A 13942-nucleotide genomic window follows, 5' to 3' on the forward strand; every position below is an offset into this window, starting at 1 on the left:
GAATTTTGATTCACCGGGTGCAAGCAGCAATGTAAGGACTCTTTCTGCTGGATGGTATCTTGCTGAGAAAGTAAAAAGTTTTTCAAGCTGTTCAGATTGTGATACGATGAGGAAATGAACTGTTCATTTATTAAAATATAAGGTATAAGTTACATACTTACTTTATCCTTATGTTACTATGAGAAACGGTTGTTATCTCTAAAGGACGACAACGTTATTTTTCTTGTGATTTTGTGAATCTACCATATCCCTAAGGGTTTAAAAGGAGGATGCGAACGATGAGTGCGATAGATCTTATTTTGGATAAAGCCCTGCGGGGTGACCGTCTCCAATTGGAAGATACCATCCGACTATTCGAGAGCAACGAAATTGAGAAAATGGGTGCTGCTGCAAACACTATTATGGAACGCTGGCATCCGGACCCATTAGCTACATTTGTAATTGGCCGTAATATTAACTATACGAATGTATGTGATGTGTACTGCCGTTTTTGCGCTTTTTACCGCAGACCAGGCTCGGATGAAGGCTATGTGTTGCCAGATGAGGCGATTTATCAAAAAATTGCTGAAACGATTGCTGTTAATGGTACAGAAATTCTTATGCAAGGTGGAACTAATCCTAACCTTCCATTTAGCTACTATACAGATATACTGCGCGGAATTAAGCAACGTTTCCCTGAGATTACAATGCACTCCTTCTCTCCTGCGGAGATTATGAAGATGAAGGAAGTGTCAGGATTACCGCTGGAACAAGTGGTTCGTGAAATTCATGCTGCGGGTCTGGATTCCTTGCCAGGCGGAGGCGCAGAAATTCTTGATGACCGTACACGCCGCAAAATCAGCCGGCTAAAAGGCTCGTGGCGCGAGTGGATGGATGTAATGCAGACGGCACATAAAGTGGGTATGAATACCACAGCGACAATGGTGATTGGGCTTGGAGAAAGTATGGAAGAACGAGCTTTGCACTTACTACGTGTACGTGAGGCTCAGGATGAGTGTATTGCCAACAAATATGATTCTGAAGGTTTCTTGGCCTTTATCTCATGGACATTCCAGCCGGACAATACCAACCTGAAGCTGGACAGACAAACGCCTGAGGAATATCTGAAGACGGTAGCGATCAGCCGCCTTGTGCTGGATAATATTAAGAACTTCCAATCTTCTTGGGTCACTATGGGGCCAGAGGTCGGCAAGCTCTCCCTGCAATATGGCTGCAACGATTTCGGCAGCACAATGATTGAAGAGAACGTAGTATCTTCGGCGGGTGCGACTTACAAGGTAAACATCGAGTCGATCACTCAGCTGATTCGCGAAGCAGGCAAAGTTCCAGCGCAGCGGAATACACGTTATGATATTCTGCGGGTGTTCGATGATCCTAATGCGAAGATTGATAATGATTTTGTAATGCAGAACTAATATATATTAATTAATCAACGCTTGATGCTTGTTAATCCTTCAGTGGATTAATGAGCATCAAGCGTTTTTTTGTAAGATTAGGATTACGATCATTTGCAAGCCTCATTGCAGAACACAACTGAATCTTCGCTTGTTATATCATCCGCTGGGCGTACGGACCCAGTGGACCTTATTCTCAGACTCAGCGCCTTTTGAGTCGGGATTCGGACCCCAGCGACGCTATTCCTTGAAAAAAGCTTCATATAGGCTGGTTTTTAGTGCAATAGCGACTGTGTGGTCCGATAGCATGGGGGATATCGGAAAATGTGGCGTATAAGAGCATTAGTGTCCATAGAGCTGAGGTATACGAACATTATGAACTAAGGTTAACTACACAAACTAAGGTTGGTGTGGAGTACGCCTTTTTAAACGAAACTTTATATAAATGTGAACATAAATTCATTTTTTATTTCTTTTTATCCATTCACATTATTATCCAAAAGTGATATCATAATCATATCAAAAGAATATCTAGTGGGGGTGCTTTTATGAAAGAGAAAACGCTTCGTCCTGTCAGTGGATTTTGGGTTCTCGCCTTAATTGCAGTTTGTTTAGCTGGGGGAATTTATGGTGCGGTTCAAGAGTATGTCGCAGTGCCAGTCATTCTGTTCGTTGTAGCTGGGGTATTATGTACAAGTGTTACGGTTGTGCAGCCCAATAAGTCGGTCGTAGTTACCTTTTTCGGGCAATATGTAGGGACTATCGTGACAAGTGGCTTGTTTGCAGTCATTCCATTTAGTTTGCGCAAGACGGTTTCCCTCCGCGTACGTAACTTTAACAGTGTCAAGCTGAAGGTTAATGATGTGGAAGGTAATCCGATTGAAATTGCTGCAGTTATCGTATTTAAGGTAATTAACTCTGCAAAAGCGCTTTTTGATGTAGATAAATATATGGCGTTTGTGGAAATTCAAAGTGAAACAGCGCTGCGTCATGTGGCCAGTAAATACCCGTATGATAACTTCAATGAATCGGGCATGTCCCTGCGGGCCAATGCAGATGAGATTGCTAAAGAATTGGCAACCGAGCTGCAAGAACGTTTGTCGATATCTGGTGTAGAAGTCATTGAAGCGCGGCTCACACACTTGGCTTATTCCACAGAGATTGCCAGTACAATGTTGCAACGTCAGCAAGCATCTGCAATTCTGTCCGCTCGTCAAATCATTGTTGAAGGCGCCGTGGGTATGGTTGATATGGCGATTAAACAGCTTAAAGAGAGTGGCGTAGTTGAGCTTGATGAGGAACGCAAAGCGGCGATGATTAATAATCTGATGGTTGCGATCGTGTCGGAGCGCGGAGCGAGTCCGGTCATTAACGCCGGCTCGTTGTACTAAGGCGGTGCATCATGGCGGCCAAGAAAAGCTTTCCACTGCGGATTGATCCGGATTTGCATGAGGCGCTGGAACGATGGGCGGGAGAGGAATTTCGCAGCGTAAACGGACATATCGAATACTTGTTGCGTGAGTCTTTGAAACGTGCAGGCCGCTTACCTGAAAAAAAACGGCGAGAAGAATAACCATAGAAGGGCTGTTTCGGCATCCATGTATTGGCTGCCAGAACAGTCCTTATGTGTGTCTTCTGCCTGAGCTTCTATCATTTTGGACCCTTTTCTGACTTGACTGTCAGAGAGGACAGATTTATAATTACTCCATAATTCACGTTAACAGCATTGACGAAGATATGAGTTGATTGTTCTGGACCGTTCAGAGAGAGGAAACTTAGGCTGAAATTTCCTCCGGCATCCTGCTTTCGATTTACCCCTTTGTAGCTGCGGTTTTGAATTCCCTGCAATGGGATAGTAAGAGCTGCCGGTTCATGGTCGTTACTCCATGCTTACGAAGGATTCTATCTTTGCTCCGCTTGAGGTTTCAAGGGAGGCTAGAGAGAATCGAATTTGGGTGGAACCACGGGTGTAATCGCTCGTCCCTTTGCGGGACGGGCGTTTTTTTGTGTGCGTGGATGTTATTGTTCCGCAAAGGTTAAAGGGCCGTTAGGCTTAATTATATGAAGGAGGAATTAGCAATGTCAGTAAGTATTAAGCTTCCGGACGGTTCTGTCCGTGAATACGCAGAGGGTAGCAGTATTGATGATGTAGCAGCTTCTATTAGCAGTGGCCTGCGCAAAAATGCAGCAGCGGGGAAATTGAACGGTATCGTGGTAGATTTATCTACTCCCCTTGAAGAGGGCGCACTGGTAGAGATCGTAACTTTGGATTCACCTGAAGGTCTGGAGGTTATGCGCCACAGTACAGCTCACTTGATGGCTCAAGCGGTTAGACGTTTGTTCGGAACAAAAGAAGTTAAGCTTGGTGTAGGTCCGGTCATTGAAGATGGCTTCTATTACGATATGGATCTGGAACATCCTCTAAATCCTGAAGATTTGCTCAAAATCGAAAAGGAAATGGACCGCATAATTTCGGAGAACCTGCCGATCGTGCGCAAAGAAGTTAGCCGCAAGGAAGCCCTTGAAATTTTTGGTGAGCTAGGTGATCCTTACAAGCTGGAATTGATCGAGGCATTGCCTGAAGATAGCGTGATTTCTATCTATGAACAAGGTGAATTCTTCGACCTATGCCGTGGACCGCATGTGCCGTCGACTGCCAAGATCAAAGTCTTTAAATTGATGAATGTAGCCGGTGCTTACTGGCGCGGCGACAGCAAGAATAAGATGCTTCAACGCGTATACGGCACAGCTTGGATTAAAAAAGCTCAGCTTGATGAGCATCTTCGTCTGCTTGAAGAAGCGAAGAAACGCGATCACCGGAAGCTTGGTAAAGAGCTTGAAATCTTTACATTTAATCAATTGGTAGGACAAGGCTTGCCAATCTGGTTGCCTAAGGGTGCCAAATTGCGCAGTATTCTGGAGCGTTATATCGTAGATCTGGAAGCAAGTCTTGGCTATCAGCATGTGTACACACCAGTTCTGGGTAATGTTGAGCTGTACAAAACTTCAGGACACTGGGAGCACTATCAAGAGGACATGTTCCCTAAGATGACTATCGACAATGAAGAATTTGTTCTTCGTCCAATGAACTGCCCGCATCACATGATGATTTATAAGAGCTCGATGCACAGCTACCGCGATCTGCCGATCCGCATTGCTGAGCTTGGTATCCAGCACCGTTATGAAATGTCAGGCGCATTGACTGGCTTACACCGTGTGCGTTCGATGACTCTTAATGACTCCCATATTTTCTGCCGTCTGGATCAAATTAAAGGCGAGTTCATTCGTGTAATCGAATTGATTAAACAGGTATACAGTGACTTTGGTATTAATGACTACCGTTTCCGGTTGTCCTATCGTGATCCTAAAGATACTGAGAAATATTATGCAAATGACGAAATGTGGGAAACTGCACAGCGGATGTTGCGTGAGGTTGTAGAGGAAGCTGGACTGCCGTTCTACGAAGCAGAAGGCGAAGCTGCATTCTATGGTCCTAAACTTGATGTGCAAATTAAAACTGTATTAGGTAAAGAAGAGACTCTGTCTACTGTACAAATCGACTTCTTGCTGCCTGAACGTTTTGAACTGGAATATATCGGCGATGATGGTCAAAAACACCGTCCAGTCGTTCTGCACCGCGGAATCTTGGGTACAATGGAACGTTTCGTTGCCTTCCTGTTAGAGAACTTTGCGGGCTCGCTGCCGCTTTGGTTATCTCCACAACAGGTTAAAGTAATTCCTGTATCGACAGCGTTCGACGATTATGCCAAGGAAGTTACAGACAAGCTGCGTCGCCGTGGTATCTCTGCTGAAGCAGATCTCCGCAATGAGAAGCTGGGTTATAAGATTCGCGAAGCTCAGCTTGAGAAACTGCCGTACATGTTCGTAGTTGGCGAGAATGAGATGAACGCTCAGACGGTCTCCATCCGTAAACGCGGGGAAGGCGACATTGGAGCTAAGCCGCTTCAAGAAGTGATTGAGCTCTTGTCTCAGGAAATTGCTGATCGTGTGATCTCCTAATTTTTTGTAATTAACAACACCAAAATTACGTCTAAATAAGACCTCTGTTATATGCCCGTGAGGATCAACTTCTGATCTTCATGTATAAAATTTTGTGAATCGGGAAACCTTCGCTAATAAGGGGGAGGTTTATCACATGAACAAAATGGGCATATTTCAGAGGTTTTGGTGTCTTTTTGTCACCATCGTTTTGCTATTGACCGCTGCTGGAATCATTCCAGAATCTAAGCAACAGGCAGTAGGGGCCATTGGGACAGGAGACACTTTACAGCACACGGGTATTAACAAAACGCTATCGAACGAGTTGCAATATACCAAGGCTAATTCTGTGTTTATGAGAACCACAGATGATAAGGTCATTCTTGCGACTGGCCGCGCCACACTAATGTCAAACGAGGCGCATTCCGTCGCACCTATATTACCTGCAACAACAAAAAATAAACCAGCAGCGACGAAGGCACCGCAGAGCACCAAAGCTCCAACCACTAAAACAAACGGTGGCAGCGGATCTTCAAAACAGTTACCAAATTCTATTCCTGTAGCCGCACCTGCGGAAGACCAGATTATTACTTCGATGAAAGTGATGGCGACTGGTTATACTGCGGGTTATGAATCTACAGGTAAAACATCTAAGCATCCCGAATATGGAATTACCTATTCAGGGGTAAAAGTGCGCAGAGATAAAAATACAGTCTCAACCATTGCTGCGGACCCTAAGGTTTTGCCGCTGGGAAGTATTCTTTATATACCGGGCTATGGATACGCCATAGTTGCTGATACCGGCTCGGCTATTAAAGGGCGGAAGATTGATCTGTATTTTGCTACTACGAAACAGGTGTATAAGGAATGGGGCAAAAAATCAGTTGTAGTTCAACTTATTAAGCGTGGTAACGGGACTTGTACGGAAGTCATGCTGAAGAAGCTGAGCCAAGCGATTGAGACTTATAAAGCAGTACCGCAATCCCTGCTCGAAGAATCCATTTAAAGGGATTGAACTTATTTTCACTTGGTCATGCATAATAGTGACATCACCTTGCCATAATACGGACTGGGGCAAAGCAATTGCCTCTTCCGAGATGTTCTCTTAGTAAGCATATTCTATGCTGCATAAGAGAAAAGGGGGTGAATTCCGTGGCCAATAACAAGAAATCTAAAGTACAAGAAAATTACAAAACACCAAATGAAAAATACAATGCTGAGTTTGCTGTTGAGAATGACGGCGCTACTAAGCAAAGTGGAAATACTTCTAAACCAGCTCAGAAACCGCAACAATAATGCGCTGACTGAAGCAGAAGACTGCTGAAAAAAAGAGACTGTCCAATTCAGTTAATTACTGAGGGACAGTCTTTTTTCATATATAATGAAGTAAATAGAATTTTATCCCATTCATCTCAGTCTAGAGACTGAGGGGAAGTTCCTTCTCTCGCCGCTGTTTCTCAGCACTTCATTCCTGTAGACTAAGGCTATAAGATTGAAGAAGAGAGCGTTCCACTACTTTAAAGGGGAAATGAATGATGAAAAGAAGGTTCACCAGCCAAGTTTTAGGCGGCCTGATCCTGATAGGGATTGGAGCTATGTTTCTACTGAGACAATTAGGTTACACTGATTTCAGCTTAGGTTACCTGATTTCGAATTATTGGCCGGTAATTTTGATCCTAATGGGAATGAACCGGCTTTTAGGTACAGGGGATGGGCAATCCAAAGGTTCTTCACCTATCGGCGGATTTTTCTTTCTGGCGATCGGAGTGTTTTTCCTTGGACGGAATTTAGATTGGTTCGATATTTCGGCCGGGGATTTTTTCAAAATGTTCATTCCAGTTATGTTGATCGGCGGCGGACTTTATGTGATTTTTAAACCACGCGGTTCAGTACCACCTGTGCCATCAGCTCCACCGTCACCACCAGACCACTTTCCTTCAGGAAAAAGCTCACTAGATGTGGAGCCGCCCAAACCACTGGATTCCACACTTGATGAACAATTTGAGCAAAAATTCGGCAAGGCTTCTGGTCAACGCGACTGGAAGGACTACCTTCAAAAAGATGAAGAAGATGATGAGGACGAAACAGGATCTTACAAGTCCAGTGCTGAAGCACGTTGGCAAGAGAAGCAGGAACGACACGAGCGCAGACGTCAGGAACGTCATGAGCGTCATGCTCATAGACATGGTAAATGGCATGAGGAATTCCATGAATCAAATAATCAAAAGGAATCGACCAATCGTTCTGCTTTTATCGGAGATGTCCACATGGGGCGCGAGCATTTCCAACTGAAGAACACGAATATCTCGCAGTTTATCGGCGATACCGTACTGGATCTGACGAACGCACAGATTGCTTACGGCGAAACGAGGATTAATATTTCCGCTTTTATAGGCGACATTAAAGTCTACATTCCGAATGATATGGATCTTGGCATCTCGGTGAACAGCAGTTCTTTTATCGGGGATATGGAAGTTCTGGATCAGTCTCGCAGTGGGTTTATGAGCAGTGTACAGTGCAAGACTCCTTATTATAAAGAAGCAGGCAAAAAAGTCCGTATAAATGTAAGTGCATTTATAGGTGACATTAAAGTTAAAACGGTGGGTTAGATGGGGACAATCTTCAGTAATACCAAATGGTTGCTGTTGTTTTACTTTTTGCTCACTGGAGCGGTAAGCGCTGGATTGATGTATGCAGGCACTTGCCTTGGCTATATCGAAGTGAAGGATTATCGGATGTGGCTGTACTTATGTCTCGGGATTGTTTTGTTCACTGTAGTTATCGGCTATATGGCAGGCCAGCGGATTCAGCGCCGGATTGATCATCTGGATCTGAATATGCTGCAGGTCGCCAAAGGAAATCTGTCCGTACGGATGCCAGAAAGTGACGATCAGTCTTTTGCCCGAGTGTATCACGAGTTTAATGTTATGATGGATACGGTCGAGAATAAGATGCAGCTTCTACAGCGATTGGGTGAACAAGAGGTTATTGAGAAGGAACAGGCAGCGGAGAGTGCGGTGTTGGAGGAAAGAAGACGTATGGCCCGGGATCTGCATGATACGGTGAGCCAACAGCTTTTTGCCATCCATATGTCGGCTTCTTCGCTGCCTAAAGTGCTGAAGGTCAATGAAGCTCAAGGTCAAATGGTCATGGACCAGTTGATTACAATGTCTCAGATGGCACAAAAACAAATGAGAGCACTAATTGCACAACTGCGTCCGGTGGAGCTGGAAGGTCGAAATCTGTTCGAGGCGCTGGAAAAATGGTTTCCCGATTATTGCCGCCAGAATGGCTTAAAAGGAATGAAGGAGCTCGAACTTCAGGGCGAGTTATCGGAAGCAATCGAACATCAGCTGTTCCTGATTATTCAAGAGGCGATGGCGAATATTGTGAAGCATGCCGGGGCTAGACTGGTTAGTCTATCTCTTCGTGAAGGATCAAGACAAGTTGTGCTGAGTATTAGTGATGACGGTCAAGGTTTTGAACATGTGCAGCAAAAACAAGGCTCCTACGGTCTAACCACCATGCGCGAACGCGCGGAGAAACTGGGCGGGCAAGTGGAGATTATTAGCCGCAAGGGTGCGGGAACGACGATCCGTGTACATATTCCTAAGTTTGTTCAAGGAAATCCAGAATTAGAGCAGAATAGATCGTTAGGAACAGATACACAGGACGAGGAGGAGTAGAGCATGAGTGTCATAAAAGTGTTGCTCGTAGATGATCATGATATGGTACGGATGGGCCTCAAAACTTATCTAATGCTGGAGCCTACATTCGAGGTCATCGGTGAGGCGGCGAATGGACAAGAGGCGCTGGAGATGCTGCGTGCTGGTGGACATGAAGGTCTGCCTGACCTCGTACTGATGGATTTGATGATGCCTGTGATGAATGGTGCCGAGACCACAAGAGCAGTGCTGGCTGAATTTCCTGGTCTCAAAATCGTGATCCTCACCAGCTTCCTGGAGGATGATCTTGTTGTAGATGCTATAGAGGCTGGTGCAGTCAGCTACGTGCTCAAAACAGTGTCGGCAGAAGAGTTAATCTACGCATTGCAAGGGGCTTACCGCGGCATGCCAGTCATGACGGGGGATGTGTCACAGGCGCTGACCCGTGGTATTCGCCAGCGCACCGTGCAAGGTGATTCCTCCGGTTTAACGGAGCGTGAGAAGGAGGTCCTGCTGCTTATAGCTGAGGGCAAGACCAATAAGGATATCGGTGAGGAGCTGCATATCAGCATCAAGACAGTGAAGACGCATGTCAGCAATCTTTTGATGAAATGCGAGCTTGATGACCGTACCCAGTTGGCTATTTACGCTCATCGGAAGGGCTGGGCTCAGGGGTAGGACTTGTAGACTAAGGTGCATTACTATTTGAAATGGTTTTAGAAGCTCGGACCGCGACGTTTTGCGCGCCCGAGCTTCTTTTTTTACTTTCCTGCCTAATCTCCTCCCATTTGCCTATATCTTTTATCTGCGCTTAAATTGTTTTTAATGTGACCTTAAGGTTTAAAGTACAAAATAAGAACATGAAAACAAATTAATCCTTGTCACGGCGACAGGAAGCAGGAGGAAAGATAAACATGGACGATAACAAAAACAACTTCAATCGCGACAATGGACCAGCACCAGATCGGGAATGGGACAATAATAACAATAGCAGCAATAATAATACTACATCTGAAACAGGCTCCTCATCATACTACTATTCTTACGGACCTTTTAAATCTTTGAACAAAGATGAGGATAACGCTGACGGAGGCGCGCAGCACTACAATCGCATGGAGCCAGAACGGGTCGAGGTTACACCTCCACAGCCTGTAAAGCCATTACCATATAATACATCGCTTCGCACCACTGGCTATGATGGCAATGGTGGTGGACGCGGAGGGAATGGCGGTGGCGGTTCTGAAGGTGGCGGCGGCTGGCAATATAATAAAAAACCAAAAAGCTCGTTAAAAACAGTGCTGGTATCGTTCTTAGCCGGTATGGTCGTTCTCTCGGGTTCAATGTATATGGCCGATAGAGGTAACTGGTTTACGGGAGATACAGCTACAACGGTTGCTAGCTCGGGAACGAATGGAACGGCGAAGACAACGGGCGAGAGTGCAGGTGTTACACCTTCTACTTCTACTACATCCTTGGTGACTGGATCTCGTGATGTGACAGGCGTTGTTGATGCGGTAGGACCAGCAGTCGTTAAGATTGAGACATTAGTGAAATCTAATTCGCGTAATGGAAGCTCATCCAGTCCGAATCTGAGTGATCCCTTCTCACAATTTTTCTTCGGGGATCAATACAGTGGAAATGGTTCTTCACAAAATGAACAGGATTCCAAATCAGGATCGAATTCTTCATCACAGCTTATCCCTTATGGAATTGGAACAGGCTTCATTTATGAGAAATCCGGTTATATTTTGACCAACCAGCACGTAATTGACAATGCCGATGTAATCCAAGTCACTGTGGATGGCGTAACCAAGCCTTATGAAGCTAAGCTGTTAGGCTCTAGCAAAGATCTGGATTTGGCTGTGCTTAAAATTGAAGGAGATAGTGATTTCCCTACCGTAGCACTTGGAGATTCGGATAGCATAAAGGTAGGTTCAGAAGTGGTTGCTATCGGTAACCCACAAGGCTTCGACCATACTGTAACTTCCGGTGTGCTTAGTGCAAAAGGACGCAGTATTGATATTAACGAAGAAGATGGCAGTGGAACTCGTAATTACAAAAACCTACTGCAAACCGACGCTTCTATCAACCCGGGTAACTCAGGTGGGCCGTTGCTCAACATGAATGGACAGGTAATCGGGATGAACGTAGCCGTCAGCACGGATTCTCAAGGTATTGGTTTCGCAATCGCTGTGAATACGATTAAAGAAGTCGTAGATAAACTGGAAGCCAACCAAGCCATTCCGAAAGAGCCAGTACCTTTCATTGGTGCAACTCTTATGACGATTACAGATGAGGTTGCTAAGCAAATGGGTACGGATATTAAAGAAGGTTCTGTGGTTGCAGATATTATCTATAAATCCCCAGCGTATACCGCTGATCTGCGCCCTTACGATATCATTACCGGTGCGAATGGAACGAAGTATGCAACCAACCAAGATCTGATTACTTTCATTCAAACGTTAAAAGTTGGTGACAAAGTAACATTAAATGTTGTGCGCGACGGTAAAACCATGGATCTTTCAGTTACCATCGGCAACAAAAATGATTTTGATACAACGACTACACAACAAAGTCAGCAGCAATAATACCGGACGGTAAGTCACACGGAAGGGGCGACCCTTCCGTTTTTGTCTAATTGTGATGTAAACTGCTACAATATATAAAAAGAACTGAACAATGGGGGCTGCTTGATGCGACCGAATATTCTAATTATTGATGATGACGAAAAGATTATTTCTATGCTGCGTAGAGGTTTAGCTTTTGAAGGTTACGATGTGAAAACAGCGGTGAATGGAGCGGATGGATTACGGGCAATCTTGAGCAGTGATCCGGATGTGGTAATTTTGGATGTAATGATGCCTCAGGTGGATGGCTTTGAAGTATGTCGCCGTTTGCGGGAAGGGGGCAGTAATGTTCCTGTTCTCATGCTTACCGCGAAGGATGAAATTGAGCACCGTGTAAAAGGGCTTGATCTGGGTGCGGACGATTATCTGGTTAAACCTTTCGCGCTGGAAGAACTGCTTGCACGTGTACGTGCGCTGCTTCGGCGTAAGAGTGAGCAAAGCGAAGGTGGAGAGCAAGCGGTTTCTTATGAAGATATTACGCTGGATGTGGATTCACGTGAGGTTACACGCGCCGGTAAAAGACTGGAGCTAACAGCGAAGGAGTTTGAGCTGCTTCATCTTTTTATGCAGAATCCGAAACGTGTGCTTTCACGGGATCTGATCATGGATAAAATATGGGGTTATGATTATAGCGGTGAATCTAATGTGCTTGAGGTATACATAGCTATGCTACGTCAAAAGACGGAGGAGCATGGCGGTAAACGCCTCATTCAAACGATCCGGGGTGCCGGTTACATTCTAAGAGGTGACAACTAACATGTCTATAAGATTGCGGCTGACTGCTTGGTATTCAGGGATTTTGGCCGTTATGCTGCTGGCCTTATCAGCCGCAATTTACGGTTTTGTTTATTTTAATACTTATGGGGACTTGAAGGATCGTATACAAAAACAGGGTGAGCAGCTTGTAACCAACCTCAATCCCAACTGGGCGTATGACGGTTCGTTGCAAAGTGTGAGCATTAACCCCTTCTTCGGCAACAAACTGGAAGAAGCAAATATTCTGGTGCAAACCTACATCTATAATAATGAGAACCTGCAAAAGTCCGAGAACTTGCATTATCTAGATATCCAATTCGATGTTCCGAAACTGGAAGATATTGATAAAGCTCACGGGTTCAAACAGACTACGCTTGGCGGATATCATTTGATGGTTTATCAGATACCGATATATGACTTGAATAAGAGCCCTGTGGCCCTTCTGCAGGTGGCAACACCGTCAAATTCGGAAGACAAGCTCTTGGAGCGTTTAAAAAATATACTACTCGTAGGTTCTTTTGCTACCCTGATCGCGGCATTTACCTTCGGCTTGTTCCTTGCGCGCAAATCCATGAGTCCAATCGGCAAAGTAATTGAAGCTGCGAATGGGATTCAGACGGGGAATGATTTAAGCTCGCGTATTGAATACGATGGGCCGCCAGACGAGATAGGAAGACTTATTGAGACCGTTAACAGTATGCTTGGGCGTATGGAAGGGTTCTACACAGAGCTGGAGGATTCGTATGCGGCTCAGCGCCGTTTCGTTTCAGATGCTTCACACGAGCTTCGGACACCGCTCACTACGATTCGCGGAAATATTGATCTGCTGCAAAAGGTTTGGGAGATGGAACCCGGAGAAGGGAAGATGAGTGAAGCTGAGATTCGCCAGCTATCGCTTGAATCGGTGCAGGATATCGCAGACGAGTCTAAGCGTATGAGCCGCTTGGTAGCGGATATGCTCTCGCTCGCGCGTGCGGATACTGGACGTACTTTTGATATAGAGCCCGTGGCACTGGAACCGATGATGAATGAGATTGCGCGCCGCGCCTCTTTCCTGCCCCGTCAAGCCGAGTGGGTTACAGGTGATATGTCAGTCTTAAATGGTAAATATATAGTTGGGAATAAAGATTATCTACAGCAAATGCTCTTTATTTTTATTGATAATGCCTTTAAGTACACGCCTTCAGGCATCGTGAGTTTGGATACCCTCTTCTATCAGAATCAGATTGGCATTCGGATCACTGATACAGGGATTGGTATGGATAAAGATGAGGTTCCATATATCTTTGACCGTTTCTATCGTGCAGATGAATCGCGTGGAATTACGGAAGGGATTGGGCTTGGCTTATCCATTGCTAAGTGGATTATTGACGAGCATGGTGGGTCTGTGGAGGTTGTTACACGCCAAGGTGAGGGTACCACTTTTGTCATCTGGTTACCGCTTCTCTTTGCTCCGCCGCTGGAATAGGGTATAATTTAGAAGTGTCCTATTACAGAGGTC

At 45.2% G+C, this 13942-nt stretch carries 12 protein-coding genes; all 12 read left to right on the plus strand.

The features are described from left to right. The first annotated feature begins 278 nt into the window (after positions 1–278). Complete coding sequence (gene mqnC, locus MKZ09_RS09330; RefSeq protein WP_036684474.1) at positions 279–1415, plus strand: cyclic dehypoxanthinyl futalosine synthase; 1137 nt, start codon at positions 279–281, stop codon at positions 1413–1415. A 527-nt stretch (positions 1416–1942) separates the two neighbouring features. Then, positions 1943–2785, plus strand: a complete 843-nt coding sequence (locus MKZ09_RS09335) for an SPFH domain-containing protein (RefSeq protein WP_036684473.1) — start codon at positions 1943–1945, stop codon at positions 2783–2785. An 11-nt stretch (positions 2786–2796) separates the two neighbouring features. Next, positions 2797–2967 (plus strand): toxin-antitoxin system HicB family antitoxin, encoded by a 171-nt coding sequence (locus MKZ09_RS09340; RefSeq protein WP_036684471.1) that lies wholly within the window; start codon positions 2797–2799, stop codon positions 2965–2967. Between the two features lie 506 nt (positions 2968–3473). Further along, positions 3474–5414 (plus strand): threonine--tRNA ligase, encoded by a 1941-nt coding sequence (thrS, locus tag MKZ09_RS09345; protein ID WP_076135889.1) that lies wholly within the window; start codon positions 3474–3476, stop codon positions 5412–5414. A gap of 385 nt (positions 5415–5799) precedes the next feature. Beyond that, a complete protein-coding gene (locus tag MKZ09_RS09350) occupies positions 5800–6399 on the plus strand; it encodes a 3D domain-containing protein (RefSeq protein WP_172628885.1) in 600 nt (199 codons plus the stop codon). Between the two features lie 146 nt (positions 6400–6545). Beyond that, positions 6546–6689 carry a hypothetical protein gene (locus MKZ09_RS09355; protein WP_156113077.1) on the plus strand — a complete coding sequence of 48 codons (144 nt, stop codon included), beginning with the start codon at positions 6546–6548 and terminating at the stop codon, positions 6687–6689. A 236-nt stretch (positions 6690–6925) separates the two neighbouring features. Beyond that, positions 6926–8002 carry a cell wall-active antibiotics response protein LiaF gene (liaF, locus tag MKZ09_RS09360; RefSeq protein WP_305953777.1) on the plus strand — a complete coding sequence of 359 codons (1077 nt, stop codon included), beginning with the start codon at positions 6926–6928 and terminating at the stop codon, positions 8000–8002. Next, positions 8003–9079 (plus strand): HAMP domain-containing sensor histidine kinase, encoded by a 1077-nt coding sequence (locus MKZ09_RS09365; protein WP_076126420.1) that lies wholly within the window; start codon positions 8003–8005, stop codon positions 9077–9079. Between the two features lie 3 nt (positions 9080–9082). Then, positions 9083–9736 (plus strand): response regulator, encoded by a 654-nt coding sequence (locus MKZ09_RS09370; protein ID WP_036684464.1) that lies wholly within the window; start codon positions 9083–9085, stop codon positions 9734–9736. Positions 9737–9972: 236 nt separating this feature from the next. Beyond that, entirely contained in the window at positions 9973–11646 is a 1674-nt protein-coding gene (locus MKZ09_RS09375) for a S1C family serine protease (RefSeq protein WP_076135884.1), read from the plus strand. Between the two features lie 105 nt (positions 11647–11751). Continuing rightward, the gene (locus tag MKZ09_RS09380) at positions 11752–12441 is read left to right on the plus strand and encodes a response regulator transcription factor (protein WP_036684461.1); all 690 of its coding nucleotides are present in this window, start codon (positions 11752–11754) and stop codon (positions 12439–12441) included. Between the two features lies 1 nt (position 12442). Beyond that, on the plus strand, positions 12443–13909 hold the full coding sequence (locus MKZ09_RS09385) for a sensor histidine kinase (protein ID WP_076126425.1): 1467 nt from the start codon (positions 12443–12445) through the stop codon (positions 13907–13909). Positions 13910–13942 lie beyond the last annotated feature (33 nt).

It is taken from the genome of Paenibacillus sp. FSL R5-0908 (assembly GCF_038006245.1).
GTDB classification, from domain to species: domain Bacteria; phylum Bacillota; class Bacilli; order Paenibacillales; family Paenibacillaceae; genus Paenibacillus_AQ; species Paenibacillus_AQ odorifer.